The following is a 24,228-nucleotide window of genomic DNA, read 5'->3' as shown; positions in this document are numbered from 1 at the left end:
TTATAAAAACAAAAATCAGCCTAAGTCACCCTAGGCTGATTTAATTTAACACATTAAAAATTAAGAAAAATCTTCTAAATAAGTGTAACCTTTAAGGCCAACTTGTAGTTCTTCTAAAATTTGTGCGCGTTCATCTTCTTCAATATGTAAATTCACTAACTCTTCGTAAGTGCGCATAAAGGCCACTGCATCTAAGTTAACGTAACGCAATACGTCAGCAACCGTATCACCCGCTAGCACAGATTCAATATTCGTGACACCATTCTCTTCAATCCGAACTACCGCTGAGTTGGTGTCACCAAAAAGATTGTGCATATCACCCAAAATTTCTTGATAAGCTCCCACAAGGAAGAAACCAATCAAATATGGACTTTCAGCGCTCCATGCTGGTACTGGTAGCGTGGTTTCAATCCCTTGACCATCGACATATTGATCAACAATACCGTCAGAGTCACAGGTAATATCCAGCATCACAGCGCGGCGCTCTGGCGCTTTATCTAATCCCGAAAGCGGCAATACAGGGAACACTTGATCAATACCCCAAGCATCTGGTAATGACTGGAATAGCGAGAAGTTTACGAAGAACTTATCAGCCAACTTTTCATTGAGTTCGTCAATAATCGGTCTGTGATAACGGTTTTTAGTGCTCAACAACCCTTGAACTTCATGGCAAACACGTAGATTGGCCTGCTCAGCCCACGCACGTTCAGCCAAACTTAACTGACCTAAAGCAAACAGTGACTGCGCTTCTTGTAAGTCACTTTGGCTATCATGATAAATCTCAATCAAAGCGCGTTGATCAGCACGGCCGCTGATCTCAGACCATGAATGCCACATGTTGTGCAATAACTGGGGGGACTCTTCCGCTGGCGGTTGAATATTTTCAGGTTGGTAAGCCTCTGTACCGATCACATCCGTGATCAATACGGCGTGATGTGCCGTTAAATAACGTCCAGACTCTGAAATAATACGTGGCATAGGCTGCGCATATTCATTACAGATATCAGTCAATACATTAACGATATTGTTGGCGTATTCGGTGAGGCCATAATTCATCGAATTATTACTTTGGCTGCGAGTACCATCGTAATCTACCGCTAAACCACCACCCACGTCGAAGCAATTAACGCTTGCTCCCAACTCACGTAATTCACAGTAGAAACGACCCGCTTCGCTTACGCCTTGGCGAATATCACGAATATTGGCAATTTGCGAACCTAAATGGAAATGCAGCAATTGTAACGAATCCAGCATATCGTTTTGTTTTAACTGGTCAACCACAGTTAAAATTTGCGCTGCAGATAAACCAAATTTCGACTTTTCACCGCCACTCGCCTGCCACTTGCCTTTGCCTTGGAACGCTAAACGCGCTCGTAGACCTAAACGCGGTGTCACGCCCAGACGTTTAGATTCAGCTAATACCATCTTAAGCTCAGACAGTTTCTCTAAAACGATATAGACCTTATGGCCTAACTTTTCACCAATCAGTGCTAAGCGAATATATTCGTTATCTTTATAACCATTACAAACAATCACTGAACTGGCTTTTTGTGCCATCGCGAGCACAGCCATCAATTCAGGCTTACTGCCCGCTTCTAAACCCAGTTGCGGAACTTCTTTTGATGCCTGACTCGCTAGGATCTCTTCCACCACGGTTTGTTGTTGGTTAACTTTAATCGGGTAAACCAACAAATAGTCCGCCTGATACTCATACTTCTGTATCGCTTGGTCGAATGCTTGGCACAAACTGTTCACTCTGTGGTGCAGGATCTGCGGAAAACGAACTAGTACAGGTAAAGCGACCCCCGCTTTAACCATGTCTTTGGCTAGCTCATTTAAGCCAATCTTGTATTCAGGATTTTTAGGATCCGGCGACACTGTCACCTCACCTTGATCGCTAATCCCATAAAAACCTTGGCTCCAGTGAGTAACATTGTACCCAGCACGAGCATCATCAATAGACCAATCATTCATTTTTATTTAGCCCGTCTATTAAAAAATGGGTTAAACGGCCGCTGCATTTTGCAAGACCGCCCGTTCGACAAACCCAGGCAAAGGGATACCTTACCTGACATACACTAAAGGTGACTTCACCTTTTACTGATGCAGCAAAGTCACGTAAATTTAAGTGACATTGCTGCTATTTTCACTAAAGCCGCAATAACATGCCGCTCTAATATTATTCTGCTCAGGGACATCTCTGATGCAAACGCACCTAACCAACCCGACAGCCTTCCCCCTAGTGTGACCATTTTGCGCCTTTTGGGAGAAAATGCCCAATAAGTCAAAACAAGCGAGCAGATCACGCCTTCAAAAGCTTTGGCCTACACGGCCGAAGTCGCTCTACAAAGAGTGTTTACAACGCAAATATAAATAACATTAAGGATCAATTTTACATATTAAGCGGTACAGCGTTGAGCAATGACCACCTAAAAAGAGGCAAGATTATGATAACTGGGGACTGTTGGCTTCTTCGCGGCCAGAATTGATGCGAATTAACGTGAGATGTTTAAGGCCAGTATCATCATAAGGTACGACAATGGCGCGCTGGCATTGTGACGCTTTTAGGCAAAGCGAAAAAAATGGATGCTTGTGCATTAGCTAAAAAACCCTCTTAACCCCATGTAACAACTATATATTATTTGTTACACGGTTAATGACCAGTGAACCATAAAACCTTTACTACTCACGTAATATTTGTCATGTATGTAACGAGCTAACTCGCTAAACGGCGCAATTAAACCGCGCAATGTCACAGAATGCAAGCAAGAATCTCATTAATTATTTTGCGTTAAAATATAACATACACCTCGGTAACAAATATTATTATCATCAATATTTTTTATACTTTAAAATAAGCAACTTAAGATATTAAAACCAATTAATGCTGTTCAATATTTTTTAATAGGCTCACTAAGAAAATCAACACCATTGGCACACTCTGCGATTCAATATAAGTTGAGTGCTTTGAGGTACAAAAAACGAAAGTCCAAAATGGAGAATGTACAAATCCCATTACACCTTTGTTTTAGCCCATACTGGCCGTTCTTTCCCCATCACCCTTCCGTCCGCAATAAAACTGCAGTTTCAATACTAAAACAGTTATAATCGTCGCCGAACAATATCCATATGCACAGAGAAATCCATGGTACAGATAGGTAAAACCTGCAAACTTGAGGTTGTAAAACAAGTCAGCTTTGGCGTGTATTTAAACGCCCACGAATTAGGGCAAGTACTGCTGCCAAACAAAGTCACCCCGAAAGACTGCCAAGTCGGTGATCTGCTTGACGTGTTTCTGTATCTCGATTCTGAAGATATCGTGATTGCCACCACGCGCCGTCCATTGGCACAAGTGGGTGAATTTGCTTATTTAAAAGCCGTTGCAACGGGTCCCTATGGTGCCTTTTTAGACTGGGGCTTAGATAAAGACCTATTACTGCCCTTCGGTGAGCAACATAAGCCTATCGAAGAAGGTCGCTCTTATTTGGTTTATGTGCACGCAAATCGTGCCGATGAACGGATTGTTGCCTCCTCTAAAATTGATAAGTTTCTTGATAAAACTGAGCCAGACTACACCGCTGGACAACAGGTCGATTTATATATCGGTGGCACCACAGATTTAGGCTACAAAGCCATTATTAATCATGCTCATTGGGGTGTGATTTACGAAAACGAAGTGTTCCAAAAACTGCGTTTTGGTCAGCGAGTCAAAGGCTATATTAAACAAGTGCGCCGCGACGGCAAAATCGATCTGGTACTGCAACAGGGCAATAAACAAGAACTCGATAAGCATGCCCATATTATTTTGAGCAAGCTCAAACAAGCGGGCGGCTTTTTAGCCTTGACAGATAAAACTGATGCAGAAATCATTTACGATCAACTCGGTATGAGCAAAAAAGCCTTTAAAAAAGCCATTGGAGGCCTATTCAAGAATGGCGAGCTGAGCATAGATAATGACGGGCTGCGTTTAACTGAAACGGCAGAATAATCAACATGATTGTTTACTAAGTTGTACAGTTTACCGCCACTAAGACAGCGTTTTACTGACAAGAACTAGGATATTAAGCATGGCTCTGTTATAAACAAAGCCATGCTTTTTTCTATGGAGCTTATATGGAACTCACGTTACACGAAGCCAGAGTCATCGGATGCCTGCTGGAAAAAGAAATCACCACTCCCGAGCAATATCCACTCTCGCTAAACGCATTGACCTTAGCCTGTAATCAAAAAACCAGCCGTGAACCCGTGTTGGACTTAAGCGAAGCTCAAGTGCAAGATGCCCTTGACTCCCTAACTAAAAAGCGTCTCATCAGCGAGCAATCGGGATTTGGCAGTCGCGTAGTCAAATATAAGCATCGATTCTGCAACACCGAATTTAGCGAATTACAATTGTCACCCGCCGCGGTTGCCATCGTCTGTTTATTGTTGCTACGTGGTCCACAAACACCGGGGGAATTACGCACCAGAAGCAACAGACTCCACGAATTTAAGGATGTGATCGAAGTTGAAGATTGCATTAAGCAACTAATCAGCCGCACTAAACCAATCTTAAAGCAACTACCAAGGGAACCTGGGCGACGTGAAAGTCGCTATGTGGAATTGTTTTCTGAGACGTCAGCTAATGTGGTAACAACCAGTGATCACACAGATAAACCCCATATTGCTCCTGTCGCAGCATTAGTCGAACATGGAGCATTGGTTGCAAGAGTCACTGAGCTAGAACAGCAAGTCGCCACACTTACACAAAAACTCGATGAGCTCATTGCATCGTTAACCTAGGCTAACAGCATAAGCCTCACTATATGGTACCAGCATGGGTCATACCAACTCATGTAATGATAGGGACTGTTAATGACAAATCATCCGCCAAGCACATTTAAAAATATGCTGATTATCGCTACCTTTGAATTGCGTAAATTCCTCTTTAATACCCGAGGGATCATCGCAATAATTGCCTTCGCACTCGTCTGGGGTGTTCTATTGCTCTACCCCATTCAAGGCGCTTCAGCGATGTTACTGCAGCCCAATATCAAAGACTTAGTTGATAGTCTTTTTGGCGTAAATACCCTTAATGTCTTGTTCGAATGGCCAGTGGCTGAAATGGCGGTATTTTGGTGTTTTGCTCTCTATTTATTTCCTATGTTTAGCATTCTTATCGCTGCAGATCAGTTTTCGTCGGATAAAACCCGTGGCACCTTACGATTTTTAAGTATACGCACCAGCCGTGATAGTCTGCTCTTGGGACGTTTCCTCGGTCAAATCCTGATCCAAGGCTTACTTATCCTGCTGACCATCATTGCGACTATCGCACTTGCGCTCAGCCGAGATAGTCATTTGATATTAGAAGCCTTAAGCTCTGGAGCCTTAGTGGGGCTCAATCTCATTATCGTGATTTTACCTTTCACCGCCGTGATGACCTTATTGTCTTTATATGCCAGAACAGCCCGTCAAGCTATGGTGTTGGCAACCATTTTATGGACTCTGGTATCACTGACCATTCTATTATTAAGTAATCAGTCCAGTGTTTTTGCCGAGCTCCAATGGTTGCTACCTGGCGCACAACTCTCAGATATGCTCAATACTAATGGTTTCAATAGTCTGGCTTTTACACCCATTCCATTATTACAAACTATGGCAGCCCTATTGCTTTGCCGCATTTACATGCAACGGAGTTCGCTATGAGTCTGATCCAATGCCAAGGCTTATCTAAATCCTACGGAAGCAAACAAGCCTTAAATGATGTCAGCTTTAACCTTGAAGCGGGCGCCCCCATTGCCCTTGTTGGCCCTAATGGTGCAGGTAAAACCACGCTATTTAGTTTACTATGCGGCTATTTATCCCCAAGCGCTGGCACAATAACCTTGCTGGGTGAAGCCCCCAATAGTCCCAAACTCTTAGGTAAAATAGCAGCATTACCTCAGGATGCTGCACTCGATCCCAACCTCACTATTGCAAGTCAATTGGCTTTTTTCGCCCGTTTACAGGGGATGAATGCTCATGTTGCAGCGAAAGAAGCATTACGAGTACTGACCTTAGTAGATTTGGCTGAAGTGGCTCAGCAAAAGCCTCCTAGCCTAAGCCATGGCATGAGTAAACGTGTCGCCATTGCCCAAGCCTTGATTGGCTCACCGCAACTAGTGCTACTGGATGAACCGACGGCAGGACTCGATCCCGCTAATGCTAAGAAAGTGCGTGAGCTCGTAAAAGCACTGTCAACTACGACAACCTTTATGATCAGTTCCCATAATCTTGATGAATTAGAAAAACTTTGCGATCAAGTGTTGTATCTCGACAAAGGTGAATTAAGTCAATCTGTCTCAATGCGCGCCTCCACCGATAGTGACTATCTCACATTAACGATGCAAAACTGTGACAGTGAAAAATTACTGCAGGAAATAGCGAAACTCAGTGGTGTGATCAATATCAGTTCTAAGCAAACTAATGTGTTTATTATTCAGCTAGACAATAAAGATAAGCATAAAGAGGAAAATTTCCCGACTCATTATGATATTGAAATCGCATTACTTTCACTTTTAGACTCCCATCAATGGCAATATAAAATGCTTCTAAGGGGTCGAACCCTAGAAGAAACGCTGTTCTCCTAAGTTCACATAAATACTGATTTAGCACTTGTCGATATAGCGTTAGATGCTAAAGATGCTAATTGCAAAAAAGCCTCAGCTATTATTGAGGTTTGATGCTATTCACGCAGAATAATGGTACCCGAGGCCAGACTGCGCTTGTATTGAAAGTGGCACGCCTAGCGTGTCAGTCAAATCTAGCCAATGAAAAATTCATTAATCGCCAGAATGCAAAAAAGCCCCGACTAATGTCGAGGCTTATTTACTATTCACTAAGAATAATGGTACCCGAGGCCAGACTGCGCTTGTATTGAAAGTGGCACGCCTAGCGTGTCAGTCAAATCTGGCCAATGAAAAATTCATTAATCGCCAGAATGCAAAAAAGCCCCGACTAATGTCGAGGCTTATTTACTATTCACTAAGAATAATGGTACCCGAGGCCAGACTTGAACTGGCACGCTGTTACCAGCGAGGGATTTTAAATCCCTTGTGTCTACCGATTCCACCACTCGGGCAAACTCTGTATATCGCAAGCTTTGCTTTTGATATTGTTAACTCTTTGCTTCGCTCTTTTACAAGGTAACGAAGTTTAACCCTTCAGCTCAATTTGAGCTGTCACCATTATAATAATGGTACCCGAGGCCAGACTTGAACTGGCACGCTGTTACCAGCGAGGGATTTTAAATCCCTTGTGTCTACCGATTCCACCACTCGGGCAAACTCTTCATATTAACAACGGGAATCGTGTCATTAATATTTTATATCTATGGAGGCGCGACCCGGAGTCGAACCGAGATCGACGGATTTGCAATCCGCAGCATAGCCATTCTGCCATCGCGCCCTTATTCTAGCTAAAGACCAACTCAGCTTAAGCAAAATTAGACTTTTAGAATTTGGAGCGACATATCGGGTTCGAACCGATGACCTATACCTTGGCAAGGTATCGCTCTACCAACTGAGCTAATGTCGCTTTTGCTTTTAACCCACTAAAATAAGCATTTTATGCTTTAATTTTTGAGTTAAAACTGCCTTTAATTCTTTTCGTAGGGTTAAGACTTTGTTTTCACGCCATCCTTTGTCTACGGGGAGGCATTCTACCTTTTTGACACTCAGTGTCAACCGCTGTTTTAACGATAACTTACTGCTTGCACACTAAATAATCTGTTTGATTTTTTATTGCACTACTCGGCAGTGAGATCTTTCCAAGCGGCTAAAATGTAACTCATCATTGACCAGAAAGTTAATACAGCCGCAATATACAGCAGCACAAATGCAGCATTGGTCATCAATGGATTGTATTGCCAAATCAATCCTATTATCGCCACCATCTGAGCGGCAGTTTTATATTTGCCAATCCAAGACACCGCAACTGTGCCACGTTTACCAATTTCAGCCATCCATTCTCTTAAGGCTGAAATCACAATTTCACGGCCAATCATAAAGAGTGCAGGTAAAGTGAGCCAAACATTAGCATATTGATCCACTAATAAAACAAGTGCGGTAATCACCATAAGCTTGTCAGCAACAGGATCGAGAAAAGCACCAAAGCGAGTCAATTGCTTTAATTTACGTGCCGCATAACCATCTAATGCATCCGTTAACGCCGCCAACCAGAAGATGAAGGCTGCGACGAAAGGCGTCCAGCTATAGGGTAAGTAAAACAACACGACAAAGATAGGCAGTAAAAAAAGCCTGAAAAGGGTTAATGCTATAGGTAAGTTAAACGGCATGATCAAACCAGTTAGTCAAAAGCAGCGCCAATCTTGCCTTAATTTTATCACCCTCGCAATGCATCATGAATGGTTTGTGCCATTTCTATACTGATCCCAGGCACTTTAACTAATTCGGCTACACTCGCCCCCTTCACCTCCTGTAACCCACCAAGATGCTGTAAGAGTGCTTTACGACGTTTAGGACCAATACCAGGAATAGATTCCAACGTCGAGGTATTGCGCGTTTTCTGACGACGATTGCGATGTCCTGTAATCGCAAATCGATGGGATTCATCACGAATATGCTGAATCAGATGTAATGCAGGTGAATCACCTTCAAGGGAAAAACTCGTTTCTGTATCCCCTAAAATTAATGTTTCTAGCCCCGGCTTACGCCCCTCCCCTTTAGCCACTCCAATCAATTGCGGCGCTTTATCGAGATGGACAAATTTTTCATCTACAATTTTCTGAGCAATGCGTAATTGCCCTAAGCCACCATCGATAAACAGAATATCAGGGATTTTACCGCCTGCTTCAATCTTATCAAAACGGCGAGTGATGGCTTGTTTCATCGCAGCATAATCATCACCAGGCGTAATACCTTCGATATTATAGCGACGATATTCTCCTTTATGTGGCCCTTCACGGTTAAATACCACACAGGAGGCAACGGTACTTTCTCCCATAGTATGACTGATATCAAAACATTCCATACGGTGTATAGGTGTACTCAATTCTAAAATTTCTTCTAATAATACAAAACGCTGCTCGACCGTGTTCTTATGGGATAAACGCGTGATGACAGCATTGGTGGCATTGGTCACAGCCAAGCGTAAAAAACTCGCCCTATCGGCACGCACATTGGTCTTTATCGAAAACTTTTTATTCAGTGCAATGGATACCGCGGCTTCCAGCTCGTGCAACTCTTCAAAGTTGTGGCTGATGACCACTTCCTTTGGAATAGTGCGCTGTATATCGGCATTTAAGTAAAACTGCAGAATAAAGGATCGCAGCACTTCATCCATATCCGTCTGGGCCGGTACAGAAGGATAATAACTGCGACTACCAAAGATTTTACCCTCGCGGATAAATAACAAATGAAAACAGGCGATACCCGACGCATAGTGCACACCAATCACATCCATATCGCCTTTATTGTTCGATACTTCCTGCTGCTCAGCGACCTTACGCAGCGCCATAATTTGATCACGAAAGCGTGCCGCCTGTTCATATTCCTGCTGCTGCGCCGCCTGCTCCATCTTAGCTACTAACGTACTGATCACTTGCTGATCTTTGCCTTTTAAAAATAAGCTAGCAAGTTTCACTTGTTCGTCGTAGTCGGCATTACTGACTTTTCCCACGCAAGGCGCACTACAGCGGGAAAGCTGATACTGCAAACAGGGCCGTGAACGGGATTTGTAATAAAGGTCGTCACATTGACGAATAGGAAAGAGTTTCTGCATTAAATGCAGGCTTTCACGTACCGCGCCGCCATTGGGGTAAGGGCCAAAATAATGGCCTTTTTCACGCTGTGGGCCACGGTGATAGGCAAGCCTTGGGTGTTCGTGTTGGCTTAATAAAATGTAAGGGTAAGATTTATCATCGCGCAACAACACATTATATTTAGGCATGTATTGCTTGATGTAATCATTTTCAAGCAACAAGGCATCGGTTTCACTGTGGGTCAGTGTCACATCAATATGGTGAATATGCGAAACTAAGGCTTGAGTCTTAACATTGTCTAAATTTTTACGAAAATACGACGAAAGCCGTTTTTTAAGATCCTTGGCTTTTCCCACATAGATGACGTCACCCTTGACGTCATACATGCGATAAACCCCGGCAGAAGATGAAACCGTGCGTAAAAAACTTTGGGCGTTAAAAACACTCGACATTATTCACACCCATAACTTTCAATAGGCAGACAAGATATCAACATCAAAAACGAACATACCCTTGGATTAAAAATGACCCGCATCCAGCATTTTGTAACGAATGGCTAGACGTGTCAGTTCGACATCACCACTGATCCCAAGCTTAGCGAATAAACGGTAGCGATAGCTGTTAACCGTTTTAGGACTGAGGTTGAGCTGCTCAGAAATATCATTCACCTTCTCACCATTAGTGATCATTAACATGATCTGCAATTCACGCTCAGACAAGGCTTTAAATGGATTTTCATCAGCGGGGTTAAATTGACTCAGCGCCATTTGCTGGGCAATTTCGGGGGATAAATAACGCTGCCCACGGGAAACCTGACGTATCGCTTGTAATACTTCAGGTGGTGTAGCCCCTTTTGTGAGATACCCCGAAGCTCCCGCCTGCATCACTTTACTTGGGAACGGATCTTCCGTGTGAACAGTTAACACAATAATTTTTGCATGGGGTTGATAACGTAAAATTTTACGAGTGGCTTCCAGCCCCCCCATCCCAGGCATATTCATATCCATTAAGATGACATCAGCTTCATTTTGGCGAGACCATTGTACCGCAGTTTCACCATCAGGGGCTTCACCTATCACTTTAATCCCACGTTCATCCTCCAAGATGCGGCGGATCCCAGTTCTTACAAGCTCATGATCGTCAACTAAATATATCGATATCAACTTAATCCACCTTTTCGATTTTACTGCCCTATCCATCCACTAAAGAAAACCATAAAGTAAACGAATAACGAGTTTATATGGCTAATTTAGCCCAACAACCCCGTTTCGCAAAGCACAAAATGAATATTGTTAACTAGATGATATTTAAAGAAACGTCACAGAATGATATACCAATAAAATACCTTTAAAAACGAAGCAATAATACCCAGCGTACACGTCAAGCTATCGTTTCAATGAATAAATGGTCCATCTTATCAAGCGACTAAATTCTAGGCTCAGAGTTTCAACAAACAAAAAAGACCATCATTGCTAATGGCCTTTTTGTAGAATACGGTGGAGGAGCAGTGCTTCGAATCAGGAACCAAGGGTTCAAGCTGTATAAATGCAAAACGCCGCTAATTGCTTAGCGGCGTTTTGTCTTAATATGGCGGAGGAGCTGCGTTTCAAATAAGGAACCTGGGTTCAAATGATATAAACAAAAAAGGCTATCATTGCTGATAGCCTTTTTTGTGAAATATGGCGGAGGAGCAGGGATTTGAACCCTGGGTGGGCTATAAACCCACGCCGGTTTTCAAGACCGGTGCATTAAACCACTCTGCCACCCCTCCGAACGAGCGAGATAATAGCGATCTCTTATGTCGCTGTAAACTTAAATTTATTGCTAAATGAGTTGATTGACGATTTCATGTCCAACCCACTAAAAATGAACCAAATAATCGGCATACTTAAAACAACCATACGCCTCTTTTTGTCAGTTACATTGTGTTGTGAAGAAGCTGCATCCCAAATCAAGAAACCAAGAGTTCAAGCCGTACAAATGCAAAACGCCGCGAATTGCTTAGCGGCGTTTTGACTTAATATGGCGGAGGAACTGCGTTTCAAATAAGGAACCTGGGTTCAAATGATATAAACAAAAAAGGCTATCATTGCTGATAGCCTTTTCCGTGAAATATGGCGGAGGAGCAGGGATTTGAACCCTGGGTGGGCTATAAACCCACGCCGGTTTTCAAGACCGGTGCATTAAACCACTCTGCCACCCCTCCGAACGCCGCAAATAATATAAGTATCCCAACACATTGTAAACCTCAATTTTTTATTATTGTGTCAAATGCTCATCTTATGTTCAGCTAGACCGTTTTTCCAACGAATGCCCAGTAGATTTTAATCAATAAAAAGATAAACACGCGCAAAAATACCTATACAGTGAGAGATTTGTTGTCTTGGTATGGTAAAATCGGCGTAACTTTTCACGGTAAATGCTTATATGAATTCACTCTTGATATCGACTTCTTCACTCGCACCTGAATTTAGCCTACCCTCCCTATCTCAGTCGGCTGCCAATTTAAGCGCCTTACTCTTAGGGCAAGAGCGTGCTGTAGATGCGTTTAAACTGCACAATGCCATAGCAGAACAACAACTCTATCTTGCCGATTTTCCCGGTATTGATCGCCATTTAATGATACGTGCGCTGATGGATACCTTGACTCCTATGTCCACGGCTTATCTTGTTGCAACTCGGCCTGTAGATGAAGCGATACAATTTCAATGGCAACACGAGCAACCATTAGACAACCAAGGTTGCATTACAGAAAAGAATGTCCTTTATCGTTATTTAAGCGGCAATATTCGACGAGTCGATTTACTCGGAAGAATGGTGCAATCGGGTAATAGCAGTAAATACCAAGCAGGTGCGCTCGCACAATGTCATTATCTGTTTATTTGCGCAGAATCATTGTGGAAACGTGAGAACTTGTGGGATTTAGTCATGCAAATCCTCACACAAAAAGAGTATCAAATTAGCAGTACCTTAAGCCCAATACCATTAAATTGTAAAATAGTGCTAGTGGGCGCAGGGATGATTTATAGTCAAGTGCGCTCTGAGGATTGGCAATTTCAGCGTCATTTTACCCTCTTAGCAGAACTCGCCAGTGAAATAGACCTAATGCGCTATAAAGAATCACAATACGCAGCATGGTTACAAACTGTAGCGCAAAGTGTCGATGTAACATTAGAACAGTCAAGTCTGGCGCCACTATTTCGTTACAGCGCACGCTTAACAGAACATCAACGTCGTCTAAGTTTATCTATGCTCGATTTTGCTCAGTTGATGGCACAAGCTAAAGCCTACCGTGGCAAACCTAGCATCAATGCTAGCGACATTGAATATGCCCTGTCCCAAGCTAATTATCGTCATAACAGCTCCGAAGAATTTTCAGGTCAGAGTTTTGATGACAATTTCATAAATCTGCCAACAACAGGGGCTATGGTAGGACAGATAAACGGCCTAACCGTGATTGATGCGATTGATTATAGTTATGGTGAACCCGCACGCATCACCGCATCGGTACACTATGGGGATGGTGAGGTTGCAGATATTGAAAGAAAATCTGAACTTGGTGGGAATATTCATGCCAAAGGGATGATGATCCTATCGGCCTGCTTATACCGCATCTTCGGTAGAGATGCACCATTACACCTCAATGCCAATATTGTATTTGAGCAATCATACCAAGAAATCGATGGTGATAGTGCGTCGCTAGCGGAATATTGCTGCCTTATGTCGGCGATTGCAGAGCAGCCCATTATTCAATCTTTAGCCATCACTGGAGCACTCGATCAATTCGGTAATGTACAAGCTATTGGTGGCATTAACGAAAAAATTGAAGGCTTTTTTAATTTATGTGAACGCCGAGGCTTAACGGGTGAGCAAGGCGTGATTATGCCTAGATCGAATATTTTACAACTTAACCTCGATCCAAAAGTGATAACAGCTGTAGGCAAAGGCTTATTCCATATCTATGCTATTGAGCATATGGATGAAGCCGTTGAACTACTGATGCAAATGCCCGCGGGTGTTGCCGACGAAGATAATGATTTCCCACATGATTCTTTGTATGGTTTAGTGCAAGAAAGACTGGATAAGCTTGCGGGTAATGGAGAAGAGGAAATTGGTATAATGACGAGGTTACTCGCAAAATTGGGATTATTTCGTCGTTAATTAGCTGATCGGAGTTGTTTAGCTTACACGTGTTCGCTAATCTTGGCGATTCTTATTGCTGGAGTAGTAAAATAATGAATAAAGCAAACAGTTTCAATAAAGAAGAACTCATCGCCTGTGGCCATGGGAAATTATTTGGTCCAAACTCCCCTCGCCTTCCTGTTGATAATATGCTGATGATCGATAGAATCGTCACTATCAATGATAATGGTGGCGAGTTTGGAAAAGGTGAAATTGTCGCTGAACTCGATATTAATCCAGAATTATGGTTTTTTGACTGTCATTTTATTAGCGATCCCGTTATGCCTGGTTGTTTAGGCCTTGATGCCATGTGGCAATTAGTAGGGTTCTATTTAGGCTGGGAAGGTGCTGAAGGTAAAGGTCGTGCACTGGGCGTTGGTGAAGTGAAGTTTACTGGTCAAGTGCTACCCGGTGCGAAAAAGGTTACCTATAAACTGAATATCAAACGCACAATCCACCGAAAACTCGTCATGGGAATTGCCGATGCAATTCTCGAAGTTGATGGTCGTCAAATATACAGCGCAACCGATCTCAAAGTCGGTGTATTTAGTGATACATCAACCTTCTAATTATCTTTTGCTACATTTTTTATAGATACAAAAATGCCCTCGTCTGAGGGCTATGTGCTGCATTACTTCGTTTGTTCTGGGCTATTTAATTAACGAGCTAAACTCAGTTATTTATTAAATAGCCCATTAACTCGGCCATCCACACCTTCACGCCAACCGCCTAACCACTGCGATCGCGAATCAAGATTTGCATAAGGACAGAGCTCCTTAGAGCGCCCACCAACACCAGCTTGGAATCCTTTTGAAAAAGCTCTGTCTAAACGATCTCGTTTTTGTCTTTTCATGCAAGCGTCCTCTGTTCTACGTGAAATAGAAGCAAAAGCTTCACCCATAGAAATAGTGCTTTTTGTCCCCAAGATCAATCAAAAAATCGCTCATTATATCGACTATTTTTTAAACTATTGAGATCCTAGTTAAAAAAAAATCGAGGCATTTAGCCTCGATTTTATTAATCTGAATTTAAGCTTAAAACTAGCGAACGCGGCGACGGAACCAAATCAATGGTAACGCAAAAAGCCAAGCTAAAGACGCGGCTCCCTTACGTTCATAGTTGCCCGTATCCGTACTATCATCTATTGGACAAGCTTCACCATTGGCTACAGGCTTAAGCACGACCATACGCGGAATATAAGCGGTAACAGGCTCTCCACTACCACTTAATTCGAATAACGGTAATCCATTCTCGCCAATCACAACATTACCGCTGCTATCAAACTGGTATGAAGGTTTACGAACAAAAGCCGTACCTACAATAGTGCCCTCTTCGTTAATACTGGACGCTTCAACCACAAGGATATCGGTATTGTATGTTAGTGTCTTACCTGAACCATCTTGAACTGCGACTTTATGGCGATTCCAGTTACCACTACCGTCTTTTTCAAATCCTTTAGATTCACATGTCAGCAACTTATTAAGATTACTAAACTCACCCGTTGACTTCTCATATAAGAAGCCCGCCTTCGGACGTGGTTTTTCTTTATCATAGGTGGTTTCAATATAACCAACTACTTGGCCGTTATTATTAATATCTTTAGGCTTACTCGATAAATCCGTTGGCTTAGAGGCAAAATCATTTGGCGTCACAGGGCTGACATCCGGCGTATTAATATCAAAATAGAAGAACTTATCACGCAAATAACCTTGGATATAGCTGCGGTAGCTACCAACAACAATACCATTATCATTGATATCATAGGCAATAGAGCTGGCAACTGAGTTTGACATCGGGATCCAATGATATTGATAGTTACCTTCGGCATCCTTAATCCAATAAGCCGCATCTTGCGCTAGGGACTTACTATTTCCATTACGATATACATGGGAACGACCGACAATAACATCATTATCATTTAAACCGAGCGCCTGCGCGGTATAAGTTAAGGTGTCGTCACTCGCGGGCGTAAATCCAAGGGGTAAAACCGTACCTGTCGCAGTGTTATCATCCTCAATTTTCCATACATAAGCACGGGTTTGATATTGGATATTGCGAGTTCCAACTGAGTTAGGATATTGCTCACGTTGAACGCAGACATCCAATGGCAAGGTATTATCCGTACTTAAACAGTAAGCTACGCGATCACTACCATATTTACTGATATCAGTACTTGCATAACCTGCAATAAGGTTATTGTTGTTGATGGCCGTAGCCGCAGACCAACCGCCTAACTCAACCGTTTTATCATCCTTAACATATTGGGTATAAGGGGGAATAAGTGGTATTTCAACCTCACTGGATTTAGCCACGCCACGGTACTCATAGTCGCGGTAATACCAATAATCATCTGTCACATCGGTAGTTGCAGTATTCTCTACCTTCTTCTCAGGAGCTGTCATACTACCGACTTTAATACCCGCATCATTAATACCATAATAAAAAGTATCAACAGAGTTAATGACTTCGGTATTACTGGGTGGCGTAGTGCCATTTATGCTGTCAAAAGTCGGTAACCAAGGACTAGATGAATCATTTTCCTTAGCAACAAAGGCAAAATTGTTAGCGACGATTGCTGCGGTGATTGAATAAGTGATGGTTTCCTCAGGCGCGATACCATCTTCAATATCAATCACGCCACTTTCAACATCCGAAGTGCTAAGCTTTTTCTTGCCCTTGGAAATACCAACTAATTCATCATTAGCATTCACGCCTAAAGCGTACCCGTTACGCGTCCCTTCTAGCGCGCCTTTTAGGTCATAATTCTCAATATTAACAATTTTATAGACAGGTGCAGCATGGGCACTGTTTAATACACCAAGGACACCTAAGGCAACCAAGGACAGGGCTTTATCCAACTTTGACTTCATTAATTCTATTCCCATTTTTATTATTGGCTTACTTCAGTGACTCAAGCTCTTCCCACCGCTCGAAGCAAACTTCCAATTGCTTTTCTTTCTCTGCCAACTGGTTTAATACCTGATTGACTTTATCTTGCGCCTGACTATAGAAATCTGAATTACCTATCACGGTTTGCAGTGCAAGAATATCTTGCTCCAACTGTTCCATCAGACTAGGTAATGACTCTAACTCACGCTGTAACTTATACGACAGTTTTTTTACTGCTTTGACAGGCTCTGAAACCTTTACTTCCGCAGGTTTCATTTCAACTGCAGGAGCTTCGACCGTCTTTTGTGAACTAGGTTCCTCAGAATAAAACTTAGCCCCCTGATCGACCGCATCCTGATAGCCACCCACGTATTCGCTCCAGTGGCCATTGCCTGCATACCACCAACTACTCGTCACGGTATTATCGATAAACGCCCTATCATGGCTTACGAGTAACAGGGTGCCTTGATATTCAGTCAGCAGCGACTCTAGCAATTCTAAGGTCTCAATATCAAGATCGTTTGTTGGTTCGTCAAGAATGATTAAGTTGGCTGGACGGATCAATAACTTTGCGAGTAATAAACGGTTCTTTTCACCACCAGACAGGGCTTTAACCGGCGTTCTTGCTCGCATTGGCGAAAATAAAAAATCCTGCAAGTAGCTTAAGATATGGCGATCTTGGCCATTGATAGTAATCGTTTTTTTACCTTCGCCGACGTTATCTTCAACGGTTTGCTCCGGATCTAAAGCTTCACGGTATTGGTCAAAGTAGGCAATTTCCAACTTAGTACCGACTTTCACTTCACCAGACTGGGGCTGTAGCTTTTCAATCAACAACTTAATCAATGTTGATTTGCCACAACCGTTTGGACCAATTAAGGCGATACGATCACCACGGATCACTGTGGTATTAAAGTTTTTCACCAGGTTTTTATCGGGCAAATTGTAATTTAAGTCTTTAACATCAAAGACTAACTTGCCTGAACGCTCTGTATCAGCCACCGCCATTTTAGCGTTACCTTGACGGTTCAAACGCTCACTACGCTCTTGACGGAGCGCTTTAAGTGCGCGTACACGTCCTTCATTTCGGGTGCGCCTTGCTTTAACACCTTGACGGATCCACACTTCTTCATCGGCTAGACGCTTGTCAAACAAGGCATTTTTATCTGCCTCAACTCGCAGCCACTCCTGCTTACCATCAAGATAAGCTTGATAGTTACCCGGCCATGATGTGACGACACCTCGGTCTAAATCAACTATTCGCGTCGCCATACGAGCAATAAAGCCTCTGTCGTGGCTAATAAAGACGATAGCACCTTGATAATCAAGTAGAAATTTCTCTAACCATTCAATAGTATCAATATCTAAGTGGTTGGTGGGTTCATCAAGCAGTAATAAATCCGGCTCACTTACAAGCGCGCGAGCTAGTGCTACTTTACGCTGCCAACCACCAGATAACTCACTTAAGGATTTGTCCGGATCGAGACCAAGCAATTCACAATTTTGTTGAATACGTGAATCTAACTGCCAGCCATTGTAGTGATCTAAGGTTTCCTGCAGACCTTGCATCTCATTTAGCATGCGATCCATCAGTTCAGGTGAAGCATGGGCCACATCGTGGGATAATTGATGATAACGCTCAAGCGCTTCACCCACTTCCTTAAGACCTGCCGCAATATAGGCATAAACCGTACCTTGCTCAGCCTTGGGTGGATCTTGCTGTAAACGGCTGACGGTCACATTACCATCAATGTTAAACTCACCTTCATCCAACAATACATCACCGGATAAAATCTTCAGCAAGCTCGACTTGCCAGCACCATTTCGCCCCACTATACACACGCGCTCACCGCGTTCAATGGTAAAATCCGCATTCTGCAGTAGCGGTGTATAACCATAGGCTAAAGAGCCATTATTGATACGAACCAGACTCAAACTAAGCTCCTATAAACTTTTGTAATTGCGTTGCGTCAAATGGCCAAAATAAACATCTGTCATCCGCGGCTTTTAGCACGGGGATCGACACGCCATAACGCTCCGCGAGTATTTCATCATCACAAATATCGATGGTTTGAAACGCGATACCAGCATCTTTTAATAGCACAGCCGCCAATTCACACAAATGGCACCCCTCCGTGTGATATAGCACGTAGCCCCGGTGTAATTCAGCTGATAAATTAGCCTTCTTGCGTTCAAGCATGGGTAATTAACCAAGTATTGTGAATATGGGGATTACGTTTGTAATCCATGGGCAGCGTGATGTCATCAATGTTTTTAACCATAATGTTCATCTTAGTCAGTGTTTCTATATCCATCTTAAACTTACGTTTATTGTTGGAAAACACTAACTCCCCCGTTGGACTTAAGAGTTTCACTAAAGCACCGAGTAAATTGACATGATCCCGCTGCACATCGAATGAATCTTCCATCCGTTTTGAGTTAGAGAATGTCGGTGGATCAATAAAAATCAAATCAAATTGTTCATTACAATCACGGATCCACTGTAAACAATCCGCTTGCACGAATTCATATTGCTTACCTTGCAACCCATTGAGGGCAAAGTTATCCTTCGCCCAATTGATATAGGTATTTGACATATCTACCGTTGTAACTGACTTGGCTCCACCGAGCGCCGCATGCACAGATGCAGACCCCGTGTAGGAAAATAGGTTCAACACTCGGCGTCCCTTCGCTTTTTGACCGACCAGGCGACGCGTTAGACGGTGATCAAGGAATAAACCTGTATCTAAATAACCCGTTAAGTTTAACTTAAACTTAGCACCATACTCAGTGGTGATAAGTTCTAACTTACGTTCATCTAACTTTTGATATTGATTTGTTCCCTTCTGACGCTCACGGGTTTTCATGATGATTTTATTAGGATTAATCCCAATCGCTGCGGGTAACGCCAGCAGCACATCACTTAAACGACGTTTAGTCACCGCCTCAGGAATGGTTGCTGGCGCCATATATTCCTGCACAATCACATAGTCTAAATATTTATCGACTGCGACGTTATATTCAGGAATATCAGCATCGTAAATACGATAACTATCTATGCCTTCTTTTTGAGCCCACTTTTCCAGTTGCTTAGCATTTTTCTTAATACGGTTGGCAAAGGCGGGCGCGATATCGGCAATATCCACTCCTTCAGGCAAAACAGGCGTGTCACGGCGAGTACTGTTGGCATGCAGAGTATAGAGGTTAAAGGCACACTCTAATGCACCATTAAACATCTTCATCTGTTTATCCGCTTTAAGCTTAAGTGATGAGATTAGCTCGATATCACTACAAAGCATGGCGACTTTCCAACCGCCGAATTCTTTTTTAAATTTATCGCCAAGTTGGTAATAAAGTTGCAAAAGTTCGGACACATTCCCCAAACGCTCCCCATAGGGTGGGTTGGTGATAAGATAACCCTCTGCTGCTGGCGGCTCGATATTAAGGGCATTAGCAACCTTAAACTCAATAAGCTCAAGCACTCCCGCATTTTCTGCATTACGCTTTGCAAGCGCAACTAAGCGAGAATCGATATCAGATCCGTAAAATTTAATCTCGCAGCGTTTAACCCCCAATGAAGCACGCGCCTTGGCTTCAGCGACAATATCTTGCCACACAGCTTTATCGTGACGACGCCAATGTTCAAAGCCAAAACGATTACGTTGTAGTCCTGGAGCAATATCCGCCGCCATTAACGCCGCTTCAATCAGCACTGTGCCGCTACCACAAAAAGGATCAAGTAAAGTCGTAGGCGCGGCTTGCCAGCCACTTCGCACTAACATATTCGCGGCAAGGTTTTCTTTTAAAGGGGCTTCGCCTGTGGTTGAGCGATATCCCCGTTGATGCAATGATGGTCCAGAGAAGTTCATTGCAATCGTAATCACACCATTACGAAAATGCGCATCGACTTTAAAGTCCGCATCAGTACGCGACACATTGGGACGTTCATCACCATCGTCACGGAACCTGTCGACTATGGCATCTTTAATTTTAAGCGCGCCGAACTGGGTGTTATTAATAAAGCCACCCGTACCATGAAAATCGATACTAAAAGTGTTTCTATTAGAGAAATGTGCTGGCCAATCAATACAATAGGCAGCATTATAGAGTTGCTCTGCCGACTCACAGCTGCCTTTATAAATGACCAACACAATACGGCTGGCTAAACGTGTCCATAACGTAATCCGGTAAGCTAAGGCTAAAGGTGCGGTGAAATACACACCAGCAACACTCTCCTTAATCTCTGTGGCACCAAATTCTGTCAGTTCTTGGGCTAAGCTATATTCAAAGCCCTTAGGGGCAGCGGCAAAAAAATTAAGCATGGGATAATCAATACGCAGTCAAAATCAAAGCGACATTATACCTGCTCGAATACATAAAAGATAAACAGTTATTAACCGAAGTCAGATTTAGTCAGTCAGTTAGTCAGCTTTTAGCGCCCTATAATAGCGAGTCCCGACTCATACTGCGTAAAATCCCCGCACTACGCTTTATATTTGAGCATTCATCTTCTTTTTTAGGATTCGTCCTTGCAATGACTACTCGCTGCCGTTATAGTCTGCCCCGCTTTGAAGACGGACGCGGGATGGAGCAGCATGGTAGCTCGTCGGGCTCATAACCCGAAGGTCGTTGGTTCAAATCCAGCTCCCGCAACCAATTTAGAGTATTAGTTTATCGATAGAAACAGCTTATCGGGCTCAACTCTTTATAAACAACGGGCGAAGGTCGTCGGTTCAAATCCAACTACCACAACCAATTTAGCGTATTAGTTTATTGATAGAAACAGCTTATCGGGCTCAACTCTTTATAAACAACGGGCGAAGGTCGTCGGTTCAAATCCGGCTCCCGCAACCAATTTAAAGCAAAATAGTACAGTAATACAGATAGATATCGGACGCGGGATGGAGCAGCATGGTAGCTCGTCGGGCTCATAACCCGAAGGTCGTCGGTTCAAATCCGGCTCCCGCAACCAATTTAGAGTATTAGTTTATCAATAGAAACAGCTTATCGGGCTCAACTTCTTTATAAACAACGGGCGAAGGTCGTTGGTTCAAATCCAGCTCCCTCAACCGATTTAGTGTATTAGTTTATCAATAGAAACAGCTTATCGGGCTCAACTTCTTTATAAACAACGGGCGAAGGTCGTAGGTCAAATCCTGCTTCCGCAACCAATTTAAAGCAAAGTAGTACAGTAATACAGATAGATATCGGACGCGGGATGGAGCAGCATGGTAGCTCGTCGGGCTCATAACCCGAAGGTCGTCGGTTCAAATCCGGCTCCCGCAACCAATTTAGCGTGTTAGTTTATCGATAGAAACAGCTTATCGGGCTCAACTCTTTATAAACAACGGGCGAAGGTCGTCGGTTCAAATCCGGCTACAGCAACCAATTTAAAGCAAAATAGTACAGTAATACAGATAGATATCGGACGCGGGATGGAGCAGCATGGTAGCTCGTCGGGCTCATAACCCGAAGGTCGTCGGTTCAAATCCGGCTCCCGCAACCAATTATCTAATGATCAGGCCAGCTTAATGCTGGTTTTTTGTATCAAAATCCCGCAAAACTAAGATATAACAAAGATCTAACCAATACATCAGCCAATACTAAATGCTATATACTCCCTATTGTGGCTCGCAAATTCGCACGATCAACATCAGTGTTTTATAAGTTAAGCTAGAGCTGCAAATAGCGACTTGCGTGTTTGCTGCCCCGAGGGGATTTCTGCTATCATCCACGGCTGACTAATCATAATTCCACGAATTTAAAGATAATCAGAGTCAAACCCTTTTTATCTCGCGATATCAGCCCCATCGCCTGCAGGTACAAGTATGATTAACCACTTTAGCGTGCTTGGTATAAAACCCAGTGCCAAAGAAGACGACATTAAAAAAGCCTATCGACGACTGTCAAACAAATATCATCCCGACAAGTTGTTAGGCGCCTCGGAAGAGGAAAAGCAGCAAGCCGCCGTACAACTTGAACGCGTTAAAAATGCTTATGATGTGTTGTCCGATCCTAAGCGACGTAATGCGTTTATCAAAGATTTCAATAACGTCATAGTGACCGATCCCGCTAGCGCCATGCGCGAGCTGTGGGATCAATTTTATCCTTGAGCGTTTTCTAGAGTAGTGTCAAATGGTCAAAAAACTGAATATCTCACGCATTAATGAGCTAAAAAATAATGCCTACGACAATATCGAGTCCTACGACGATCCCGATACACCTAAAGCGCTAGAGCAATTTACTAGCCAAATCAAAAAGGTGTTAGAAGCCGATCCTAAGATGCTCGATACTGTGCCTGAGTACCTGCCTGTCGCGCTTTACGGTCGAATTAAGTTTCCCGCCGAAGCCAAACTCAAGTGGGCACATTGGATAAACACGGCAACTCAACCCGAGTGGGATGAGTTTAAAGTCACGATTGGCTTTAACAATGCTGATTTACCTTTAGTGTTAGCCGTGCGTGGTTACTCGGAAACCTTACTGATTGAAAGCTGCGCCGTGCTGTATTTACTTGAAACTCAAGGTAAAGCAACGCCAGCAGCAAAACATCACGACGATGAAGATGATGACAACGATTATGTTGGCACCTCAGATAACGACGACGATGATGAAAGCGAAGAGGAAGATGGCTACTACGATCACTACGATGATGAGGACCGCTAATGAACACTAGTCTCATTGAGATTACCGTCGCCGAAATTAAAGAGTTGGCGGACGTAGAGCCAAAACAAGCGAGCAAACGCTTTGAAATCATTGCAAATACCATGAGCGACGCGCAATTAGTCGAAGTCATCGAACACATGGATATCGTCACGCTGACCCAAATCAACAGTCACCATGATATCTCTTGTCCTTCGATCATGTCTGAACTCATGACCCCAGAACAAATTCGCGACATCGTCTGTCAGCAACCTTTGTACTGGGAAGAAAAAATCAAAAACAATGCCGAAGAACTTATTCAGCATACCTTTGATTTTTTGACCTATTTAATTCGCATTCAAGATAGCGAAGAAAAGCAAACTGCGATTTTAGAATGTATCGCCGAAGATCCTGCGGGCCTCTTCTACCTGTCGATCCCTTTCATCGAAATGATGTTAGGCGAAAAACATGAAGATGAAGACGGCTACACCGATCTCTACGATGACGAAGAAGACACTGAAACCATCGGCTACGACAGCCGCGTCGCCAGTGAAGATGCACACAGCCTCAGCATAGACGACCCACGCAGCCTAATGGCCTTGATCCACGAGCTCGCGCCCGATGTTGAAAAAGCCATTAAGAGTCTGCTGCGTAACGAAAGCTCAGGTTGGGAAATGATCATCAGCAAGTTTGTCAACGAGCTGGTTATTCAAGCCAAAGAGAAAAACCAAGTGACGGATGAATACGCTGAAGTCGATGATATGTTTAGCTTTTTGGATTAA

General features: G+C 43.2%; 18 protein-coding genes and 10 tRNA genes. 13 read left to right on the top strand and 15 right to left on the bottom strand.

Going from position 1 to position 24,228, the window contains the following annotated elements:
- Positions 1 to 60: 60 nt before the first annotated feature.
- Positions 61 to 1,974 carry a biosynthetic arginine decarboxylase gene (speA, locus tag MZ182_RS08190; protein WP_011789668.1) on the bottom strand — a complete coding sequence of 638 codons (1,914 nt, stop codon included), beginning with the start codon at positions 1,972 to 1,974 and terminating at the stop codon, positions 61 to 63.
- A 1,171-nt stretch (positions 1,975 to 3,145) separates the two neighbouring features.
- On the opposite strand from speA, the gene MZ182_RS08185 reads away from it, so the two are divergent.
- The 4 genes from MZ182_RS08185 (at position 3,146) to MZ182_RS08170 (ending at position 6,605) form a co-directional block, all read left to right on the top strand.
- Entirely contained in the window at positions 3,146 to 3,988 is an 843-nt protein-coding gene (locus MZ182_RS08185; protein WP_248066003.1) for a S1 RNA-binding domain-containing protein, read from the top strand.
- A gap of 125 nt (positions 3,989 to 4,113) precedes the next feature.
- On the top strand, positions 4,114 to 4,779 hold the full coding sequence (locus MZ182_RS08180; RefSeq protein WP_248066006.1) for a YceH family protein: 666 nt from the start codon (positions 4,114 to 4,116) through the stop codon (positions 4,777 to 4,779).
- Positions 4,780 to 4,851: 72 nt separating this feature from the next.
- On the top strand, positions 4,852 to 5,682 hold the full coding sequence (locus MZ182_RS08175) for an ABC transporter permease subunit (RefSeq protein ID WP_011789671.1): 831 nt from the start codon (positions 4,852 to 4,854) through the stop codon (positions 5,680 to 5,682).
- Positions 5,679 to 6,605: an ABC transporter ATP-binding protein gene (locus MZ182_RS08170; protein ID WP_248066008.1), complete on the top strand. Its 927-nt coding sequence runs from the start codon at positions 5,679 to 5,681 to the stop codon at positions 6,603 to 6,605. The genes MZ182_RS08175 and MZ182_RS08170 overlap by 4 nt, the downstream gene beginning before the upstream one ends.
- Before the next feature lie 404 nt (positions 6,606 to 7,009).
- Here MZ182_RS08170 and MZ182_RS08165 read toward each other — a convergent pair.
- From MZ182_RS08165 to MZ182_RS08125, 9 genes are all read right to left on the bottom strand, one after another.
- A tRNA-Leu gene (locus MZ182_RS08165) sits at positions 7,010 to 7,096 on the bottom strand.
- A gap of 115 nt (positions 7,097 to 7,211) precedes the next feature.
- A tRNA-Leu gene (locus MZ182_RS08160) sits at positions 7,212 to 7,298 on the bottom strand.
- A gap of 50 nt (positions 7,299 to 7,348) precedes the next feature.
- Positions 7,349 to 7,422, bottom strand: a tRNA-Cys gene (locus tag MZ182_RS08155).
- A gap of 53 nt (positions 7,423 to 7,475) precedes the next feature.
- A tRNA-Gly gene (locus tag MZ182_RS08150) sits at positions 7,476 to 7,551 on the bottom strand.
- A 211-nt stretch (positions 7,552 to 7,762) separates the two neighbouring features.
- On the bottom strand, positions 7,763 to 8,311 hold the full coding sequence (pgsA, locus tag MZ182_RS08145) for a CDP-diacylglycerol--glycerol-3-phosphate 3-phosphatidyltransferase (protein WP_011789673.1): 549 nt from the start codon (positions 8,309 to 8,311) through the stop codon (positions 7,763 to 7,765).
- 47 nt (positions 8,312 to 8,358) lie between these two features.
- Positions 8,359 to 10,188 carry an excinuclease ABC subunit UvrC gene (uvrC, locus tag MZ182_RS08140; protein ID WP_014610365.1) on the bottom strand — a complete coding sequence of 610 codons (1,830 nt, stop codon included), beginning with the start codon at positions 10,186 to 10,188 and terminating at the stop codon, positions 8,359 to 8,361.
- 66 nt (positions 10,189 to 10,254) lie between these two features.
- A complete protein-coding gene (uvrY, locus tag MZ182_RS08135) occupies positions 10,255 to 10,899 on the bottom strand; it encodes a UvrY/SirA/GacA family response regulator transcription factor (protein ID WP_014610364.1) in 645 nt (214 codons plus the stop codon).
- A 517-nt stretch (positions 10,900 to 11,416) separates the two neighbouring features.
- Positions 11,417 to 11,507 (bottom strand) — tRNA-Ser (locus tag MZ182_RS08130).
- Positions 11,508 to 11,851: 344 nt separating this feature from the next.
- A tRNA-Ser gene (locus tag MZ182_RS08125) sits at positions 11,852 to 11,942 on the bottom strand.
- Positions 11,943 to 12,163: 221 nt separating this feature from the next.
- Between MZ182_RS08125 and MZ182_RS08120 the strand changes: the two genes are divergently transcribed.
- Positions 12,164 to 13,897 (top strand): AAA family ATPase, encoded by a 1,734-nt coding sequence (locus MZ182_RS08120; protein ID WP_248069741.1) that lies wholly within the window; start codon positions 12,164 to 12,166, stop codon positions 13,895 to 13,897.
- A 74-nt stretch (positions 13,898 to 13,971) separates the two neighbouring features.
- The gene (fabA, locus tag MZ182_RS08115; RefSeq protein ID WP_011789677.1) at positions 13,972 to 14,487 is read left to right on the top strand and encodes a bifunctional 3-hydroxydecanoyl-ACP dehydratase/trans-2-decenoyl-ACP isomerase; all 516 of its coding nucleotides are present in this window, start codon (positions 13,972 to 13,974) and stop codon (positions 14,485 to 14,487) included.
- A gap of 107 nt (positions 14,488 to 14,594) precedes the next feature.
- Here fabA and rmf read toward each other — a convergent pair whose 3' ends face one another.
- From rmf to rlmKL, 5 genes are all read right to left on the bottom strand, one after another.
- Positions 14,595 to 14,771 (bottom strand): ribosome modulation factor, encoded by a 177-nt coding sequence (gene rmf / locus MZ182_RS08110; protein WP_006082074.1) that lies wholly within the window; start codon positions 14,769 to 14,771, stop codon positions 14,595 to 14,597.
- Between the two features lie 187 nt (positions 14,772 to 14,958).
- Positions 14,959 to 16,788, bottom strand: a complete 1,830-nt coding sequence (locus MZ182_RS08105) for a DUF3466 family protein (protein WP_248069733.1) — start codon at positions 16,786 to 16,788, stop codon at positions 14,959 to 14,961.
- Positions 16,789 to 16,816: 28 nt separating this feature from the next.
- Positions 16,817 to 18,742: an ABC transporter ATP-binding protein gene (locus tag MZ182_RS08100; RefSeq protein WP_011919118.1), complete on the bottom strand. Its 1,926-nt coding sequence runs from the start codon at positions 18,740 to 18,742 to the stop codon at positions 16,817 to 16,819.
- Between the two features lies 1 nt (position 18,743).
- Positions 18,744 to 19,007 (bottom strand): glutaredoxin family protein, encoded by a 264-nt coding sequence (locus tag MZ182_RS08095; protein WP_248069730.1) that lies wholly within the window; start codon positions 19,005 to 19,007, stop codon positions 18,744 to 18,746.
- On the bottom strand, positions 19,000 to 21,129 hold the full coding sequence (gene rlmKL / locus MZ182_RS08090; RefSeq protein ID WP_011919116.1) for a bifunctional 23S rRNA (guanine(2069)-N(7))-methyltransferase RlmK/23S rRNA (guanine(2445)-N(2))-methyltransferase RlmL: 2,130 nt from the start codon (positions 21,127 to 21,129) through the stop codon (positions 19,000 to 19,002). The genes MZ182_RS08095 and rlmKL overlap by 8 nt, the downstream gene beginning before the upstream one ends.
- A gap of 257 nt (positions 21,130 to 21,386) precedes the next feature.
- Here rlmKL and MZ182_RS08085 point away from each other — a divergent pair.
- From MZ182_RS08085 to atcB, 7 genes are all read left to right on the top strand, one after another.
- Positions 21,387 to 21,463: transfer RNA gene (locus MZ182_RS08085), tRNA-Met, on the top strand.
- Positions 21,464 to 21,702: 239 nt separating this feature from the next.
- Positions 21,703 to 21,779, top strand: a tRNA-Met gene (locus MZ182_RS08080).
- Between the two features lie 240 nt (positions 21,780 to 22,019).
- Positions 22,020 to 22,096, top strand: a tRNA-Met gene (locus MZ182_RS08075).
- 140 nt (positions 22,097 to 22,236) lie between these two features.
- Positions 22,237 to 22,313 (top strand) — tRNA-Met (locus MZ182_RS08070).
- Between the two features lie 322 nt (positions 22,314 to 22,635).
- Entirely contained in the window at positions 22,636 to 22,920 is a 285-nt protein-coding gene (locus MZ182_RS08065) for a J domain-containing protein (RefSeq protein WP_006081330.1), read from the top strand.
- A 22-nt stretch (positions 22,921 to 22,942) separates the two neighbouring features.
- Entirely contained in the window at positions 22,943 to 23,470 is a 528-nt protein-coding gene (gene atcA / locus MZ182_RS08060; RefSeq protein ID WP_248069722.1) for a cold adaptation protein AtcA, read from the top strand.
- Entirely contained in the window at positions 23,470 to 24,228 is a 759-nt protein-coding gene (gene atcB, locus MZ182_RS08055; protein ID WP_248069720.1) for a cold adaptation protein AtcB, read from the top strand. The genes atcA and atcB overlap by 1 nt, the downstream gene beginning before the upstream one ends.

The organism is Shewanella sp. JNE2 (genome assembly GCF_023159115.1).
In the GTDB taxonomy this organism is placed as follows: domain Bacteria; phylum Pseudomonadota; class Gammaproteobacteria; order Enterobacterales; family Shewanellaceae; genus Shewanella; species Shewanella putrefaciens.
The sequence above is the reverse complement of the archived record's forward strand: the minus strand, read 5'-3'. Positions and strand labels throughout refer to the sequence as shown.